Source organism: Sphingomonas sp. LaA6.9, assembly GCF_022601895.1.
Classification (GTDB): domain Bacteria; phylum Pseudomonadota; class Alphaproteobacteria; order Sphingomonadales; family Sphingomonadaceae; genus Sphingobium_A.
The window spans coordinates 31,208-48,581 of the sequence record NZ_JAKVIO010000020.1 but is presented as its reverse complement, the minus strand read 5'-3'; the positions used below and the strand labels follow the sequence as shown (position 1 = coordinate 48,581).

The 17,374-nt window shown below is 64.4% G+C and carries 11 protein-coding genes; 5 read left to right on the top strand and 6 right to left on the bottom strand.

Features of this window, described 5'->3' with window-relative positions; translation table 11 throughout:
• Positions 1–75: 75 nt before the first annotated feature.
• A complete protein-coding gene (locus tag MKI88_RS11550; RefSeq protein ID WP_241631565.1) occupies positions 76–546 on the top strand; it encodes an outer membrane protein assembly factor BamE in 471 nt (156 codons plus the stop codon).
• 71 nt (positions 547–617) lie between these two features.
• Here the strand turns inward: MKI88_RS11550 and MKI88_RS11545 are convergent, their stop codons facing one another.
• Positions 618–2,882 carry an NADP-dependent malic enzyme gene (locus MKI88_RS11545; protein WP_241631536.1) on the bottom strand — a complete coding sequence of 755 codons (2,265 nt, stop codon included), beginning with the start codon at positions 2,880–2,882 and terminating at the stop codon, positions 618–620.
• Between the two features lie 153 nt (positions 2,883–3,035).
• Between MKI88_RS11545 and mutS the strand changes: the two genes are divergently transcribed.
• Positions 3,036–5,672 carry a DNA mismatch repair protein MutS gene (gene mutS / locus MKI88_RS11540; protein ID WP_241631535.1) on the top strand — a complete coding sequence of 879 codons (2,637 nt, stop codon included), beginning with the start codon at positions 3,036–3,038 and terminating at the stop codon, positions 5,670–5,672.
• 211 nt (positions 5,673–5,883) lie between these two features.
• The gene (locus tag MKI88_RS11535; RefSeq protein WP_241631534.1) at positions 5,884–8,643 is read left to right on the top strand and encodes a [protein-PII] uridylyltransferase; all 2,760 of its coding nucleotides are present in this window, start codon (positions 5,884–5,886) and stop codon (positions 8,641–8,643) included.
• A 157-nt stretch (positions 8,644–8,800) separates the two neighbouring features.
• Here the strand turns inward: MKI88_RS11535 and MKI88_RS11530 are convergent, their stop codons facing one another.
• From MKI88_RS11530 to thrS, 5 genes are all read right to left on the bottom strand, one after another.
• Positions 8,801–11,524 (bottom strand): TonB-dependent receptor, encoded by a 2,724-nt coding sequence (locus tag MKI88_RS11530; protein WP_241631533.1) that lies wholly within the window; start codon positions 11,522–11,524, stop codon positions 8,801–8,803.
• A gap of 333 nt (positions 11,525–11,857) precedes the next feature.
• Positions 11,858–12,394 (bottom strand): translation initiation factor IF-3, encoded by a 537-nt coding sequence (gene infC, locus MKI88_RS11525; RefSeq protein WP_241631532.1) that lies wholly within the window; start codon positions 12,392–12,394, stop codon positions 11,858–11,860.
• Between the two features lie 192 nt (positions 12,395–12,586).
• Positions 12,587–13,540, bottom strand: a complete 954-nt coding sequence (locus MKI88_RS11520; protein WP_241631531.1) for a phosphatase PAP2 family protein — start codon at positions 13,538–13,540, stop codon at positions 12,587–12,589.
• A gap of 122 nt (positions 13,541–13,662) precedes the next feature.
• Positions 13,663–13,809 (bottom strand): hypothetical protein, encoded by a 147-nt coding sequence (locus MKI88_RS11515; RefSeq protein WP_241631530.1) that lies wholly within the window; start codon positions 13,807–13,809, stop codon positions 13,663–13,665.
• Positions 13,810–13,820: 11 nt separating this feature from the next.
• Positions 13,821–15,824, bottom strand: coding sequence for a threonine--tRNA ligase (thrS, locus tag MKI88_RS11510; RefSeq protein WP_241631529.1), 2,004 nt, complete (start codon positions 15,822–15,824; stop codon positions 13,821–13,823).
• A 146-nt stretch (positions 15,825–15,970) separates the two neighbouring features.
• Between thrS and MKI88_RS11505 the strand changes: the two genes are divergently transcribed.
• Together MKI88_RS11505 and MKI88_RS11500 are read left to right on the top strand one after the other, a co-directional pair.
• On the top strand, positions 15,971–16,225 hold the full coding sequence (locus MKI88_RS11505) for a DUF6356 family protein (protein ID WP_241631528.1): 255 nt from the start codon (positions 15,971–15,973) through the stop codon (positions 16,223–16,225).
• 80 nt (positions 16,226–16,305) lie between these two features.
• Entirely contained in the window at positions 16,306–17,373 is a 1,068-nt protein-coding gene (locus MKI88_RS11500) for a YjgN family protein (RefSeq protein ID WP_241631527.1), read from the top strand.
• Position 17,374: the final 1 nt, after the last annotated feature.

Genomic DNA, 17,374 nt, shown 5'->3' with positions numbered 1-17,374 from the left:
GAGGCAGCACGCGCGCCTTGCAATGGGCAGCGCCAAGCAATTGCGCAAGATTCGAGGAGTAGCCGCAAAATGGTGATGACGAAAAGGGCGATGCCGGTGATCGCGGCGGCCGTGGTGGCGCTGATCGCGACGGGCGGCTGCACCCGCATACGTGCACACCAGGGCTATATCGTCGACAATCAGCTGATCGAGGGGATCAAGCCTGGCGTCGACAATCGCGAATCGGTGGAGGGGACGCTGGGCCGGCCCACCTTTGTCGGTCAGTTCGACGCGGCCGACTGGTATTATGTCTCGCGTTCGACCAAGCAGCTTGCCTTCGCGAACCCCAAGCCTGCCGAGCAGACGATCCTTCACGTCCGTTTCGACGCGGCGGGCAATGTCGCCGCGGTCGACCGGCAGGGGCTCGAAAAAATCGTTTCGATCCATCCCGATGGCAACAAGACGCCGACGCTCGGCCGCGAACGCGGCTTCTTCCAGGAGCTGTTCGGCAATATCGGCGCGGTCGGCGCGCCGGGCATGGGCGGCGGCGGTCAGGGGCCGCAGTAACCAGCTACAGGCCTTATCGAATCTGACAGAAAAGGGATTTCGGCCCGCGCCGAAATCCCTTTTTCTTATGGTCAGCCCGCGATCCCGGCGGCCGCGAGCACCGCGAGCGTCACGAGTTCCGACGCGGTCGACGACATCGTCGCGACCTGGATCGGCTTTTCCATGCCCACCAGCATCGGCCCGATCACCGAATCGCCGCCCAGTTCGCGCAGCAGCTTGGCCGAGAGGTTCGCCGATTGCAGGCCGGGCATGATGAGGACGTTGGCCGGCCCCGAAAGGCGGCTGAACGGATAGTGCGCCATCGCCTTGGGATTGAGCGCGACGTCGGGCGCCATCTCGCCTTCATATTCGAAGCTGACCCCGCGCTGGTCGAGGATCGAGACCGCGGCGCGCAGATTTTCGAGCCAGTTGCCCTCGGGATTGCCGAAGGTCGAATAGGACAGGAAGGCCACGCGCGGCTCATGGCCCATGCGGCGCGCCACCGCGGCAGTGCCCTCGGCGATGTCGGCGAGTTCTTCCGCGCCCGGCCGCTCATTGACCGTGGTGTCGGCCATGAACACGGTGTGGCTCTGCCCGACGAGGACGTGGATGCCGAAAGGCGTCGATCCCGCGCGCTTGTCGATCACCTTGCGCACCTCGCGCATGGTGCGCGAATAGGTGCGCGTAACGCCCGTGATCATCGCATCGGCCTCGCCCAGCTGCAGCATCAGCGCGCCGAAGATGTTGCGGTCGCGATTGACCATGCGCTCGACCTCGCGCTTCAGATAGCCGCGGCGCTGGAGCCGTTCATACAGGAACTCGACCATCTGCGGCACCAGCTTCGAATTGACGCTGTTGTGCACCTCGAAGCTTTCGGGATCGTCGACCCCCATCGCGCGCAGCTTGTCATAGACGTCGTCGCGGCCGACGAGCACGGGGATGCCGTAGCCGCCCTCGCGGAACTGGATCGCCGCGCGCAGCACGACCTCTTCCTCGCCTTCGGCAAAGAGCACCCGCTTGGGATGCGCGCGCGCGGCCTCATAGGCGAGCGTCAGCACCGAGGTCGTCGGGTTGAGCCTTCCTTTCAGCGACTGGCGATACGCTGCCATGTCGAGGATCGGCTTCTGCGCGACGCCCGAATCCATCGCTGCCTTGGCGACCGCGGCGGGCACTTCCTCCATCAGCCGCGGGTCGAAGGGCGCGGGAATGATGTAATCGGGGCCGAAGCTGTGCGCCATGCCGCCATAGGCCAGCGCGACCTCCTCGGGCACCTGCTGGCGCGCGAGTGCGGCGATCGCATTGGCCGCCGCGATCTTCATCTCGTCATTGATCGCGGTCGCGCGCACGTCCAATGCGCCGCGGAAGATGAAGGGGAAGCCGAGGACGTTGTTGACCTGGTTGGGATAGTCCGACCGGCCCGTGGCGACGATCGCGTCGGGGCGCGCGGCCTTGGCCTCGGGCGGGGTGATCTCGGGGTCGGGATTGGCCATCGCGAAGATGATCGGGCTCGGCGCCATGTCCTTGACCATCTCGGGCTTGAGCGCACCCGCCGCCGAAAGGCCAAGGAAGATATCGGCGCCGACCAGCGCCTCGGTCAGCGATCGCGCGTCGGTCTTCACCGCATGCGCCGATTTCCACTGGTCCATGCTGGCTTCGCGACCCTGGTAGATCACGCCCGAGCGGTCGCACATGATGACATGATCGTGCGGCACGCCCATCGACTTGATCAGCTCGGTGCACGCGATCGCCGCGGCGCCCGCGCCGTTCACGACGACGCGCACGTCCTTCAGGCTGCGGCCGGTCAGGTGGCAGGCGTTGATCACGCCCGCGGCGGTGATGATCGCGGTGCCGTGCTGGTCGTCATGGAAGACGGGGATGTTCATGCGCTCGCGCAGCTGCTGCTCGATGATGAAGCATTCGGGCGCCTTGATGTCCTCGAGGTTGATCCCGCCGAAGCTGGGTTCGAGCAGCGCGACCGCGTTGACGAAGGCGTCGGTGTCCTCGGTATCGACCTCGAGGTCGATCGAATCGACGTCGGCGAAGCGCTTGAACAGCACCGCCTTGCCCTCCATCACGGGCTTGGATGCGAGCGCGCCGAGATTGCCGAGCCCCAGGATCGCGGTGCCGTTGGAGATGACCGCGACGAGGTTGCCCTTGGCGGTATAGTCATAGGCGGTTGCGGGATCCTCCGCGATCGCGCGCACGGGAACCGCCACGCCCGGCGAATAGGCAAGGCTCAGGTCGCGCTGCGTCGCCATCGGCTTGGAGGCGATGATCTCGATCTTTCCGGGGCGGCCGTGCGAGTGGAAGAGCAGCGCCTCCTTTTCGGAGAATTTCACGTTGCTGCCTTCGCTCATTCGAGGATCCTTTTGCTGTTGTCCGGGCAGGCGTTGCCGTTACGGCAAGCGGCCGGTGGATATTGCTGAGAGTCGCCTTCGCTCTAAGCACAAAAATCGGTCAATGCTACCTTTGGCAAAGCTGAAATTAGCCGGTATCAGCACGGCGAGCCCATGAACAAGCAATCGCGCCCGCCCTCCGCCCCTCCGTCCGCACCCACGCCGATGATGGCGCAATATCTTGCGCTCAAGGCCGATGCGCAGGATTGCCTGCTCTTCTACCGGATGGGCGATTTCTTCGAGCTGTTCTTCGACGATGCGAAGATCGCGTCCGCGGCGCTGGATATCGCGCTCACCGCGCGCGGCGAGCATGACGGGCGGCCGATCCCGATGTGCGGCGTCCCCGCGCATTCGGCCGAGGCCTATCTCGCCAGGCTCATCAAGGCGGGGCACCGCGTCGCGATCGCCGACCAGATCGAGACCCCGGAACAGGCAAAGGCGCGCGGCTCAAAGGCGCTTGTCGGCCGCGCGATCGTCCGCGTGGTCACCGCGGGCACGCTGACCGAGGAAACGCTGCTCGACGCGCGCGCCGCCAACTGGCTCGTGGCGCTTGGCGAGGCGGGCGGCGCGCTCGGGCTGGCGGCAGCGGACATCTCGACGGGGCGCTTCGAAGTGACGCGGATCGAACCCAATGCGCTTGGCGCCGAACTCGCGCGGCTGAACCCGGCCGAGATCGTCGTCGCGGAAAATGCCGGGCACTGGCCCGACGCGGCCTTTGCGCGCCCGCGCGCCGATTTCGACAGCGCCGGCGGCGAAACCCGGCTGAAGACGCTGTTCGGCGTCGCGACGCTCGACGGCTTTGGCGGATTCGATCGTGCCGAGCTTGCGGCGGCGGGCGGGCTCGTCGCCTATCTCGATCATGCGGGCAAGGGGACGCTTCCCTTCCTCCAGCCGCCCGTGCGGCGCGCGGTCGACGGGCACATGATGATCGACGCGGCAACGCGCGAGAGCCTCGAACTGACGCAATCGAGCGGTGGCGCGCGCGCGGGCAGCCTGCTCGACGTGGTCGACCGCACCGTGACCGGCGCGGGCGCGCGGCTGCTCGCCGCCGATATTGGTGCGCCGCTCGCCGACCGGCTCGCGATCGAGGAGCGGCTCGATCTGGTCCAGCATTACTCCAACGATTCGGGATTGCGCGATCAGGTACGCACTGCGCTCAAGGCGCTCCCCGATATCGGGCGTGCGCTCGGTCGTCTCGTTGCCGGTCGCGGCGGCCCGCGCGATCTAGGCCAGCTTCGCGACGGGCTGGGCGAGGCGCGGCTGCTGCGCGAGCGTCTGGGCAGGCTTGCCGATCCGCCCGTGCTGCTCGGCCGGCTGTTGCCGATGCTCGACGGGCATGGCGCGCTCGTCGATCATCTGTCGCGCGCGCTCGTCGCCACGCCGCCGATCGATGCGGCGCAGGGCGGCTATATCGCCGAAGGCTATGACGCCGCGCTCGACGAACTGCGCGGCGTGGGCGGTGACGGACGCCGCGCGATCGCCGCGCTCGAAGCGCGCTACCGCGAGCAGACGGGGATTTCGGCGCTCAAGATCCGGCATAATGGCGTACTCGGCTATCATGTCGAGGTGCCCGCAAAGGCGGGCGATGCGCTGATGCGTCCCGAATCGGGCTTCACGCACCGCCAGACGCTGGCGGGTGTCGTCCGCTTCAACGCGCCCGAACTCCATGAACAGGCGCTGCGCGTCACGCAGGCGGGCGCGCATGCGCTAGCCGCCGAGGCCGCGCATCTCGAAGCCCTGACCGAGGAAGCGCTGGCGCGGCGCGATGCGATCGCGCGCACCGCCGATGCGCTCGCGCGGCTCGACGTCGCAGCGGCGCTGGCCGAACGCGCCGCCGAGGGTGGATGGACGCGGCCCCAACTCGTCGAGGATCCGCGCTTCGAGGTCGAGGGGGGGCGCCATCCGGTCGTCGAACGCGCGATCGAAAAGGCGGGCGAGCGCTTCGTCGCCAATGATTGCAGGCTCGCGGAGAACCAACGCCTCTGGCTGGTCACCGGACCCAATATGGGCGGCAAGTCGACCTTCCTGCGCCAGAATGCGCTGATCGCGGTACTTGCGCAGGCGGGCAGCTTCGTGCCCGCCACGCGTGCCACGCTGGGGCTGGTCGACCGGCTGTTCAGCCGCGTCGGCGCGTCGGACAATCTCGCGCGCGGGCGTTCGACCTTCATGGTTGAGATGGTCGAGACCGCCGCCATTCTCGCGCAGGCGACCGAGCACAGCTTCGTCATATTGGACGAGGTCGGCCGCGGCACCTCGACCTATGACGGCCTTGCGATTGCGTGGGCCGTCGTCGAGGCGGTGCATGACATCAACCGCAGCCGCTGCCTGTTCGCGACGCACTATCATGAGCTGACGCGGCTCGCCGAGCGGCTCGACGCGCTTTCGCTCCATCATGTCCGTGCGCGCGAGTGGAAGGGCGATCTTGTCCTGCTCCACGAACTTGCCGACGGCCCCGCCGATCGCAGCTACGGGCTTGCGGTTGGCAAGCTTGCGGGCTTGCCGCCCACGGTGCTCCACCGCGCCTCGGATGTGCTCAAGAAGCTCGAGGCCGGGCGCGCGCAGACGGGCGGGCTCGCCGCCGGGCTCGACGACCTTCCGCTCTTTGCCGCCATGGCGCAACCGCCCGAAGAGGCAAGGGACGCGCTGCGCGACGCGCTGGCGGCGCTCGACGCCGACGCGCTGACCCCGCGCGACGCGCTCGACGCGCTCTATCGCCTGAAGCAGCTTGCGGCGGAGGACGGGCAGGGCTGACCGGCCAGCCTGCGAGCGTGCGTCCAGAGCCACTGTCCTACACGCGATCTTCCTGACATGATCGGGGCGGACCTTGGTGCGTGCCGGGATGGGCGGGGGCTATGCGGGATGGCGTTTTGTGAGAAATCTGTGAAGCTAAGTGAAGCTAAGCTTGGCCCGCGCGCCGAAAAAGCGGTTCCCGCTCCAGCGCCAACTGCTCTAGACTAGCCCGATGTCCGTCCGTTTCGAAAGCATCCCGCAGCGCCGCGCCATCGTCGATCGGCGCGCCTTGTCCGACGCGCTTGCCGAGCTCATGCCCGATAGCAGCGATACGACCGCGCTGCGCCAGGGCGCGGTGGCGTTGCTGAAGGAAGCGCTCGACGCGGGGCGCGCCGAGATCGCGCGGCGGTTGCTCGAATATCCCTCGCGCGGCAGCGAGGCCGCCGCCGCCCAGGCCTTTCTCGTCGATCAGCTCCTGCGGCTGGTCTATGATTTCACGACCAAACGGCTCTATCCCATCAATAATCCGACCGCTTCGGAACGGATCGCGCTGATCGCGGTCGGCGGCTATGGGCGCGGCGAGATGGCGCCCTTTTCGGACGTCGATATCGGCTTCCTCACCCCCTGGAAGCAGACGGGCTGGACCGAGCAGGTCATCGAAGCGATGCTCTACACGCTCTGGGATCTGGGGCTGAAGGTGGGTCAGTCGAGCCGGTCGCTCGACGAGATGGTACGGATGGCCAAGTCCGACATCACGATCCGCACCGGCTTGCTCGAGGGCCGCTATGTCTGGGGCGATCAGGCGCTCTATGACGAGGCGAGCCTCCGCTTCGCCAATGAGGTGATGGCGGGGACGGGCCGCACCTTCATCGCCGAGAAGCTCACCGAGCGCGACGTGCGCCACAAGCGCATGGGCGACAGCCGCTATGTCGTCGAACCCAATCTGAAGGAGGGCAAGGGCGGCTTGCGCGATCTCCACACGCTCTTCTGGATCGGTAAATATGTCTACCGCGTGCCGACCGTCGCCGAGCTGGTCGACAAGGGGCTGCTGACGAAGAACGAGTTGCGCCAGTTCCAGAAGGCGGAGAATTTCCTCTGGGCGGTGCGCTGCCATCTGCACAGCATCGCGGGGCGTGCCGAGGAACGGCTGACCTTCGACTTCCAGCCCGAAATCGCGCGCCGCATGCGCTATGCCGACCGCCCCGGAAAGTCTGCGGTCGAGCGCTTCATGCAGCATTATTTCCTGATCGCGAAACAGGTCGGCGACCTGACGGGCGTGTTCCTCGCGCATCTCGACGAAAGCCACGCCGCCCGCGGGCGCCGCTTCGGACTGCCGATGATCCGCCGCAGCCCCAAAAAGCTCAACGGCTTCGTGCTCGAACGCGGTCGCCTCGCGCTGCCCGCCGAGGATTTCTTCGCCAGGGATCCCATCAGGCTGATCGAGATGTTCGCGCTGGCCGATAAACACGGGCTCGAAATCCATCCGCTCGCGATCCGCGCCGCCGCGCGCGATGCAAAGCTGATCGATGCGTCGGTGCGCAACGACCCGCGCGCCAATGCGCTGTTCCTCGACGTGCTCACCTCTCCGCGCGATCCTGAGACGGTGCTGCGATGGATGAACGAGGCGACGGTCTTCGGGCGCTTCGTTCCCGATTTCGGCCGTGTCGTGGCCCAAATGCAGTTCGACATGTACCATCATTATACCGTGGACGAGCATTCGATCCGCGCGATCGGGCTGCTCTCGCAGATCGAGAAGGGGACGCTCACCGACGAGCATCCGCTCTCGACGGTGATCGCCAACCAGCTCGTTTCCCGAAGGGTTCTCTATGTCGCGGTGCTGCTCCACGACATCGCCAAGGGGCGCGGCGGTGACCATTCGGTGCTCGGCGCCGAGGTCGCCAAGAAGCTGTGCCCGCGCTTCGGGCTGACCGCGGCCGAGACCGAAGCCGTCGCATGGCTCGTACGCTGGCACCTGCTGATGTCTGCCACCGCCTTCAAGCGCGACCTGGCCGATTTCAAGACGATCCTCGACTTTGTCGAGCAGGTGCAGAGCCTCGAGCGCCTTCGCCTGCTGCTCGTGCTGACCGTGGTCGATATCCGTGCGGTCGGGCCGGGCGTCTGGAATGGCTGGAAGCGCCAGCTGCTCACCGACCTGTTCGAGGCCGGCGAAGAGATGCTGCGCCTCGGCCACAAGCAGAAGGGCCGCGCCGAACGCATCGCGGCCAAGCAGGCGGCGCTGCAGGAGGTGCTCGGCTGGAGCGACGCCGAAATGGCCAGGCTCCGCAAGAAACTCACCGACGCCTACTGGATCGCCGAGCCCCTGGACGTTCTCGAACGCAATGCGCGGCTGGTCGCGGCCGCCAGCGAGAATCCGCTCTCGATCGAGGCGCAGGTCTATCCCGAGCGCGGCGCGACGCTCGTCACCGTCTATGCCAGCGATCATCCGGGCCTGTTCTACCGCGTCGCGGGCGCGATCCATCTCGCCGGTGGCAGCATCATCGACGCGCGCATCCACACGACGCGCGACGGCATGGCGCTCGACAATTTCCTTGTCCAGGATCCCTTCGGTCAGCCGCTCGACGAACCCCAGCGCCTGAAGCGCCTCGAAACCGCGATCGAGGATGCGCTCGCCAATCGCCACAAGCTCGCCGACCGGCTGGCGCAGAAGCCGCTGGCGCGCACGCGCGCGGAGGCGTTCGAGATCGAGCCGGCGGTGCTGATCGATAACAAGGCGTCGAACCGCTATACGGTGATCGAGGTGAATGCCCGCGATCGGCCCGCGCTGCTCAATGCGCTTGCCTATGCGCTTTTCCAGTCGAAGGTGACGATCCATTCGGCGCATATCGCCACCTATGGCGAACGCGCGGTCGACACCTTCTACATAACCGACCTCATCGGCGACAAGATCGAGGGCACCACGCGGACCAAGGCGCTCGAGCGGAGGATGCTCGAGGCGGCACGCGGCGAACAGGAGGGCCGCAAGGCCGCGTGATCAGATCAGCAGTCGGGCGGCGCAGCGCGGCGAAAAATCAGGCTGACGAGCGCCCTCGGGCAGCATGGCGCTGACCAGGCCAGGCGCGGTGCGACGGTTCAAACCAAACCGGCCCGCCCCTTGTCGGGACGGGCCGGCGTTCAGGCTCGGCTACGCGTCAGAACCTGCCGCGCAGCGTGATCCCGTAGGTCCGCGGTTCGGCGAGGAACTGCGAGAAGATCTGGCGACCGCCCGGATATTGCGGGTCGACAAAGGGCGCGCCCGCCGCGCCCTCCTGGAAGGGCGAGTTGAACGCGACCTGCGCATAGTTCTTGTCGAACAGGTTCTGCGCCCAGAGTTCAACCGCCCAGCGCTCGTCCTCACCGCGCAAGCCCACGCGCGCATTGACGATCGCATAGCCGTCCTGTTCCTTTTGCGGGAACAGATCGGAGCCGGTGTTGTAGTCGCCGGTCATGCGCGCATCGACATAGAACAGCCCCGACAGACCCGAATCGCCGAGCGGCGGCGTCCATGCGAGCGAGCTGGTCGCGACAAGCTCGGGCGCATTTGAGAGATTGTCGCCGGGCAGTTTGCGAAGTGCGGGATCGAGCGGCGCGCCCTGATCATTGCCGACCAGGTTGTTGCGATACTTGGTCTCGGCCCAGGTCAGGCCCAGGCTGACGCGGACATCGTCCGCGGGCACCAGCGAAGCTTCGAATTCCACGCCCTGTGCCTTGACGCCATAGCCGACTTCATCGGCGGAGCACGCTCCGGTTGCCGCCGCATTGGCATTGAAGTTCGGCGCACCGGCGCGTGGTGAATCGCGGTCCGCCCCGGCGAGGTCGGTGCCGCACGCATTGATGTTCTGGACGAGGAAGACCGTGCCGTTGAAGGTGTTGAGCTGGAAATTGCTGAACTCCTGGCGGAACGCCGCCAGGTTGATGCTGAGCGGACCCGTCGAATATTTGGCGCCGATCTCGAAGGCGTCGACGATCTCGGGGTCGAATTGCAGGTTTGCGACAAGCCCCTGTGCGCCGCCCGGCGTGGCCGCGAAGGGCAGGACAGGCGATTTGAGCGCCGATCGATCCAGGTTGAATCCGCCCGCCTTATAGCCGCGCGAATAGCTTCCATAGATCATGAGATCGTCGGTGGGCTTGTACGACAGCACCGCGGTTCCGGTGAATTCGTCCTCGGTGCGGCGGTCTTCGATCGATACGCCGTTGAGTTCGGCGGTCGAATTGCCCTGGCAGGACAGGCCGATGATGCCGCCGGCCACCGCAGCCAGCGCAGGGTTGCTCAGGAAGGGCAGCAGCGCCTGCTGGTTGGCGACGCAGGCGGTGTTGTCGTTGCCGAAGGTGGCGTCGAACTTCTTGCGCTCGTTGGTGTAGCGCAGGCCCAGCGTCAGGTCGAACCGGTCGGTGATGTGAATGATATTGTGCGTAAAGAACGCGTAGTTGCGGCTGTTCTGCTTGTAGACGTCGAGCGTGCTGCCGCGGTCGCGAATCCCGTCGAGGCGGTCGATCGCCGCATAGATGATCGGCGAGGCAGCGCCGAAAGCGGGTGGGCGCACGGCAAGACAGCCCGCCGATGTCGGCGAGAAGAGCGGCGAAAGCGCGCTGCCCGTCACGAGGCGGCAGGTCGCGAAGCGGCCATATTGGGCGCCGAAGCGCAGATTGTCGGTGACCTGAAGATCCTCATCCGCGAAATAGGCGCCGACGAGCCAGTCGAGCTTGTCGTCGAACGCCGAGCCCTGCAGGCGCAGTTCCTGGCTGAAGGTCTTGAACCGGCGCGATGAATTGCCGTCATCGGCGCGGTAGAGGATGTCGACCGTGCTGTAGTCGGTGTCGGAGCCCTGCGAGCTCTTATACTCGCGATAGCCCGTGATCGAGGTCAGGTTCGCGCCGCCGAAATCCCAGTTGGCTTCCAGCGAGACACCCCAATCGGTTGTCTTGCCGCCATAGCTGCGTCCCGGTGTCACCGAAATGTCGCGGCTGTAACCCTGATTGAAGGCGGCGGGATCCTGGCCCAGCGCTGTCAGCACGCGGATGATGTTGTTCTGCGCCGGATCGTTGAGCCGGCCGATATAGGGGTTCACCGTCGGGCCGACATAGGTCGCGGCGCAACATTTCTCGTCGCGACTGGTATAGTCGCCGATCAGGCGGAAGCTCAGGTCCGACGACGGTTCGAACAGCAACTGGCCGCGGACGAAATAGCGGTCGCGATCGTTGACGTCGGTATCGTTGTTGACGTCGTCGTAGAAGCCATCGCGCTTGGCCCAGACCCCGTCGATCCGCGCGGCGAGCGTATCGGTTATCGGGCCCGTGATGCCGCCTGCGAGGCGCCAATAGTCATAATTGCCATAGGTCGCTTCCGCATTGGCGCCGAAGTCGAAGCTCGGGCTCTTCGAGACGATGTTGATCAGGCCCGCCGAGGCGTTGCGGCCGAACAGCGTCCCCTGCGGCCCGCGCAGGACCTCGACGCGTTCGATCTCGCCCAGCTCGTTGAGGCCGATGCCCGAGCGCGACCGATAGACGCCGTCGATGAACACCGCGACCGAGCTTTCGAGGCCCGGATTATCTCCAACGGTGCCGATGCCGCGAATGCGCGCCGAACCATTGGCTTCGCTGCCTGTCGAAGACACCAGCAGCGAAGGTGCGATCTGGTTGAGCTGGCGGATGTCATTGGCGCCCGTATTGGCGAGCGACTCGGCGGTGACCGCGGAGACTGCCAGCGGCACGTCCGAGAGCGCCTGTGCACGTCCCTGCGCCGTCACGATGATCTCGCCGGCATCGGCGGAGGCGGGCGCTGACTGATCGGCGGTTTCTTGTGTGGCGTCCTGCGCAAAGGCGGGTGTTGCGATCGCAAGACATGCCACCGACAGCATCCAAGGGGTCTTGGGCATTAGGCTCTCCTCTCTGATCTGACGAATTTTACCGTCTTTGATATTTTTTTGCGTTTGTAACGGTTGCCGCGTCATCTAGCTATATCGCGTCGGCGATGAGCCGCAGTTTTCTGCGGCTTTGCGGCCTTTTTGCCACAGTGTTGCGTGGCGAACTGCAACTTACGCTACGGAATGCGGAGGCTTCAAAACGCCCGGGTCGGCCGGTGCGGCGCCCTGACAGGCGGATTAGCCTTTTTGAAGATCGGGTATTGTCCCAAAACGACGACGCGCCCGCAGCATATAGCCGCGGGCGCGTTCGATTCGGGTTGCTGGTATCGTTGGACTCGCGCGCGCTTATTTGGGCGACAGCACCATCAGCATCTGGCGGCCTTCCATGCGCGGATAGGCCTCCACTTTCGCGTCCTCGGCGGTGTCCTCCTGGACGCGCTGGAGCAGTGCCATGCCGAGCTGGCCGTGCGAGAGTTCGCGGCCACGGAAGCGCAGGGTGACCTTCACCTTGTCGCCCTCGCCGATGAATTTGTGTATCGCCTTCATCTTGACCTCGTAATCATGGTCATCGATGTTCGGACGCATCTTGATCTCCTTGATCTCCTGCGTCTTCTGCGTCTTGCGCGCGGCGTTCGCCTTTTTCTGGGCTTCGTACTTGTACTTGCCCACATCGAGGAACTTGGCGACCGGCGGATCGGCGTTGGGGGACACCTCGACCAGGTCGAGCCCGACTTCGGCGGCCTGCTCCATGGCCTCCTTCGTATACATCACGCCCAGATTCTCGCCATTCTCGTCGATCACGCGAACCTTGGGCGAGTTGATGAATTCGTTATAGCGGGGGCCGTTGTTCGGCATCTGCGGCGCGAGCGGGCGCCTGGTCATGGGCGGACGTATAGCAGTGTCTCCTGTCGTGGCTTCGCGCGCCATTTAGCGATTTAGCGGCCACAAGAAAAGGGGCGTGCGACATCCGGCGTATGAATCGGGCCGCACCGTTGCCGATCGGCTGCACCATGACAGGCGGTTGGGCGCTGTTGGTTAAGCCTTATTTTGGGTGGGCAAGGCGCGGGCCTTTACTCAGGCGGCTTCCGGCGCGCTCGCCACGGGTGGGAGTTGATAAAGAAATGCTTCGGCTCGTCTAAAAATATATCTCGAGAGCAATACCGACAACGCGGCCAGCAATACACCGGCAACGATATCGATCAGATAATGCGCCCCGTGTGCGGGCGTTGCAGCAAGCATCGACATGTTAAGCGCAATACCTGGATAGCGGAGCCACCGTGTCGCCCAAAAACACCAAATGAGCAAAGCGGCGCCACATGCATGAAAACTCGGAAAGGTCACGATGCCATGCAGCTTTGACAGATCAATCGACACGAGCGATCCGTCGCGCAGGCCTTCGAGAACCGGGATATGCTGAGTTGTGCTAAGGGCGGCGAGATGATCGAAGTTCAGGTCCGATGCATCGTAGAAGGCATATGCTGATTTGGCTGGCATCAATGCAAAAATGAAACAAGTTACAGTCAGGCTCGTCACGAGGGCGGCCAGAAAGGCCGATAGGCGTTCGTAGCGTTGCATGACCGCCAGTATGATGGTGATAAGCAGAAGTTGTGCAACGAATAACCAATAGCTCCACCGCAGAGCGGATAAGACTATGGCCGGTTGAGTATCAAGAAAACGCGCATAGGCTATCCAGTCGAATCCTAAATATACATCCCACCGTGCAAGCACTGAGTCGCTCCAGGGCATGTCGGATGTGCCCATCGCATAGGTGAGGATTATGCCAAAGGTCATAATAATCGACAGCATTAGAACCGCTTCTGCCAAGGCAGAAATTGCCGGAACTGGCCTGATGCGCCTGTAAACTGCTGCAGTTGCGCCAAGTAACGCGATGATTGGAAGCAGGCCAATCCAGTTTGTGACGGTCAGGTTCGCGACCATCAACATGCATAGGGTTAGAAGGCCAAACGCAAATATCAGTATCCAAAGTACCGGAGACCGTTGCTGCCACGTTGAAATTTCGTCAAGCATGTCAATTGCTTGATAGAAAATGGTTAATAAATCGATATGAGACCCGAGCGGCCAAAATCCATCGCCCTCGCTTCCCGGAGCAAATCGCGTTGCCGGAACACGGTCAGCTCCGACGTCCGAGCTCAAATATCAGGCGAATTGAGAAATTGCCCCTTGGCTGCGGGTCGGGCGACATCTTTGGCATAATTTAACAGGTTAACGACTTGAGCCATGAGATCGTCGCGATTGGCGGACTTGATACGCAGCGTTGGCGGCGACGCCGCCGCCATGCTCTGCCTGTTCAGCCGTGCGCCTTCAGATCGGGCGGAGTCGCTTCGTCCTTCAGCCACGCGATCGCCTCGTCCAGCGTCATGATCTTCTGGCCTTCGCTGCCGAGCGTACGGATCGCGACGGTGCCCTCCTCGGCCTCGCGCTTGCCGACGACGAGCAGGTGCGGGACCTTCGCCAGCGAGTGTTCACGCACCTTGTAGTTGATCTTTTCGTTGCGAAGGTCGGATTCGACGCGCAGCCCTGCCGCCGCGAGCCTTGCGGTCGCCTCGCGCGCATAGTCGTCGGCGTCCGAGACGATCGTCGCCACCACCGCCTGCACCGGCGCGAGCCAGAGCGGGAAGCGCCCGGCATGATGCTCGATCAATATGCCGATGAAGCGTTCGAAGGTGCCGAGGATCGCGCGGTGGAGCATGACGGGGCGGTGGCGCTCGCCATCCTCGCCGACATAGCTGGCGTCGAGGCGCTCGGGCAGCACGGTATCGGCCTGGATCGTGCCGACCTGCCAGGTCCGTCCGATCGCGTCGGTCAGGTGGAATTCGAGCTTGGGCGCATAGAAGGCGCCTTCACCGGGGAGTTCCTCCCAGCCGAACTCTTCCGTGGCGCGGCCCGAAGCGGCAACCGCGTCGCGCAGCGTCTGCTCGGCCTTGTCCCACATCTCGTCCGAGCCGAAGCGCTGCTCGGGACGCAGCGCCAGCTTGATCGCATAGCTTTCGAAGCCGAGGTCGCGATAGACGCTGTCGAGCAGGTCGCAGAAGTCGCGGATCTCGTCGATCAGCTGGTCCTCGCGGACGAAGATGTGCGCGTCATCCTGCGTGAACTGGCGCACGCGCATGATGCCGTGCAGCGCACCATGCGGCTCGTTGCGATGGCAGCAGCCGAATTCGGCCATGCGTATCGGCAGGTCGCGATAGCTCTTGATGCCCTGCTTGAAGATCAGGATGTGCGCGGGGCAGTTCATCGGCTTCAGCGCCATCAGGTCGGCATCGCCCGACAGCACCGGGCCTTCGTCCTCGGTCGAGGGAATCTCGTCGGGGACGACGAACATGTTTTCGCGATACTTGCCCCAGTGGCCCGACTGTTCCCACTGCTTGGCGTCCATCAGCTGCGGGGTCTTGACCTCGCGATAGCCCGACGCGTCAAGGCGGCGGCGCATATAGGCCTCGAGCTGGCGCCAGAGGATGAAGCCCTTGGCGTGCCAGAATACCGAACCCTGCGCCTCGGACTGGAGATGGAACAGGTCCATCTCCGCACCGATCTTGCGATGGTCGCGCTTGCCGGCTTCCTCGAGGCGGTGGAGATGCGCGTCGAGCTGCTTCTTGTTGAGCCAGCCCGTGCCATAGATGCGCGAGAGCATCGCGTTCTTCTGGTCGCCGCGCCAATAGGCGCCCGAGACGCGCGTCAGCCTGAAGGCCTGCGGATCGAGCTTGCCCGTGGAGGGCAAATGCGGGCCGCGGCACATGTCGAGCCAGTCCTTGCCCGACCAGTAGACCGACAGTTCCTCTCCCTCGGGCAGTTCGGCGGCCCATTCGGCCTTGAAGGTTTCGCCTTCGGCCTTCCAGCGCGCGATCAGGTCGTCGCGCGACCAGACTTCGCGGACGAGCGGCTTGTCGGCGCGGATGATCTCGCGCATCTTTTCCTCGATCGCGGGCAGATCCTCCTCGGTGAAGGGACGATCCTTCGGCGCGAAATCGTAATAGAAACCGTCCTCGGTCGCAGGACCGAAGGTGATTTGCGTGCCCGGAAACAGCGCCTGCACCGCTTCGGCGAGAACATGCGCGAAATCGTGGCGTGCGAGTTCTAGCGCGTCGGCCTCGTCCCGCGCGGTGACCAGCGCGAGCCGGGTGTCGCCTTCGAGCGGGCGATTGAGATCGCGCACCTCGCCATCGACCCTGGCCGCGAGCGCCGCCTTGGCAAGGCCCGGGCCGATTGCAGCCGCGATGTCCGCCGGGGTAGTCCCGGGCGCAACCTCTCGGACGGATCCGTCGGGCAGCGTGATCTTGAACATCTCGGACATGGTTCTGGCGTTCTCTTCGTAGGACAAGTGGCAGGATTGCGCGCGGCTTATGCCCGCAACGCCGCTTCAAGGGCAAGCGGTGGATGCAAAGCCGCGCAATTGATGATATTCGGTGCGCCAGCCCCATAAGACAAGGACCGCGAAGCGTGCTGCGTAAACTCTTTCTCGAGCATCCCGAAGAAGTCGGTGAAAGCTATGCCGAGCATTTCCGCGCGGCTGGCGGATTTGGCATCGCGATGATCGTGGGCGGCGTAGCATGTGTCCTCCACGCGTTCGTGCCGCGGATGTTCGTCACCACGGGCAGCGGTACGATCAAGCGGCTCTACGAACTGATGGTCGCCAAGCGCGCGGCGAAGCGCGAGGCGAATATCGAGATGCGCTCGATCGAATGGGTGATCTGAGCGCCCGCCCGCAAAGACATTGACCGGCTCCCCCCAACAATGCCAACCCTGTGAATGACAAGGCAAAGCTGGGGGGCTTGATGCACGAACAGGACAGCGCATTCGCGTTCGAGGGCAATTGGCGCGAGTTTGCGCCGATCGCGCTCACCAACCTGCTGCTCACGATCGTGACGCTCGGATTCTACCGATTCTGGGCGACGACGCGCGAACGTCGCTATCTGTGGAGCCAGACGCGCTTCATCGACGAGCGGCTGGAATGGACGGGCACAGGCAAGGAGCTGTTCGTCGGCTTCGTGGTCGTCGTGGGCCTTTTGATCGTGCCGCTGCTGTTCATCCAGTTCGGCCTGCAGGCGATGATGCTGCGCGGCCATGAGATTGCCGCGATCATCCTCATACTCGGCATCTACGTCTTCTTCCTCTATCTTTTCGGCCTCGCGCGCTTCCGCGCGCTGCGCTACCGCCTCAGCCGCAGCTGGTGGCGCGGCATTCGCGGCGGGAGCGACGATCAGGGTTTCGGCTATGGCTGGTCGGCCGTGTGGAAGCAGGCTGTCGGTTTCCTCGCGGCAGGGCTGATGATTCCCTGGGCCATGTGCAGCCTGTGGAACGAACGCTGGGGCAAGATGAGCTTTGGCGGCTATGAATTCTCGGCGGATGCCGATTTCGGCAAGATCATGTGGCGCTATATCCTGTGCTATGCCGCGCCGTTCATCGTGATCTTCGGCGGGCTGATCGCGATGATCCCCGTGATCATGACCATGGGCGCGGGCGGTGGTGAGCCGGGCGCGGGCGCTATGGTGACCGCCTTTGCCTTCATCGCTGCGATCTATCTGATCTTCCCGCTGATCATCCTCGCCTATTACGCGGCCTTCATGCGCGAGGCTGTCGGCTCGTTGCGCCTGACCGCGCTCGATTTCGAATTCACCGCGCGAACGAAGGACTGGATCAAGCTCTTTCTCGGCAATATCGGCCTCGTCATCGTTACGCTCGGCATCGGCGTCGCCTTTCTGGGTTATCGCAACTGGAGCTTCTTCATCCGTCATATGGAAGCCAGCGGGGAAATCGATGTCGCGGCGCTGACTCAATCGACCACGCGCATGCCGGCACAGGGTGAGGGGCTGCTCGACGCGCTCGATGTCGGAGCGATCTGAG

Coding starts and splice junctions, on each gene's coding strand:
- MKI88_RS11535 (WP_241631534.1), top strand. CDS start 5,884: ATGTCCGTCCGTTTCGAAAGCATCCCGCAGCGCCGCGCCATCGTCGAT.
- infC (WP_241631532.1), bottom strand. CDS start 12,394: ATGACCAGGCGCCCGCTCGCGCCGCAGATGCCGAACAACGGCCCCCGC.
- MKI88_RS11530 (WP_241631533.1), bottom strand. CDS start 11,524: ATGCCCAAGACCCCTTGGATGCTGTCGGTGGCATGTCTTGCGATCGCA.
- MKI88_RS11520 (WP_241631531.1), bottom strand. CDS start 13,540: ATGCTTGACGAAATTTCAACGTGGCAGCAACGGTCTCCGGTACTTTGG.
- thrS (WP_241631529.1), bottom strand. CDS start 15,824: ATGTCCGAGATGTTCAAGATCACGCTGCCCGACGGATCCGTCCGAGAG.
- MKI88_RS11550 (WP_241631565.1), top strand. CDS start 76: ATGACGAAAAGGGCGATGCCGGTGATCGCGGCGGCCGTGGTGGCGCTG.
- MKI88_RS11500 (WP_241631527.1), top strand. CDS start 16,306: ATGCACGAACAGGACAGCGCATTCGCGTTCGAGGGCAATTGGCGCGAG.
- MKI88_RS11515 (WP_241631530.1), bottom strand. CDS start 13,809: ATGGCGGCGGCGTCGCCGCCAACGCTGCGTATCAAGTCCGCCAATCGC.
- MKI88_RS11545 (WP_241631536.1), bottom strand. CDS start 2,882: ATGAGCGAAGGCAGCAACGTGAAATTCTCCGAAAAGGAGGCGCTGCTC.
- mutS (WP_241631535.1), top strand. CDS start 3,036: ATGAACAAGCAATCGCGCCCGCCCTCCGCCCCTCCGTCCGCACCCACG.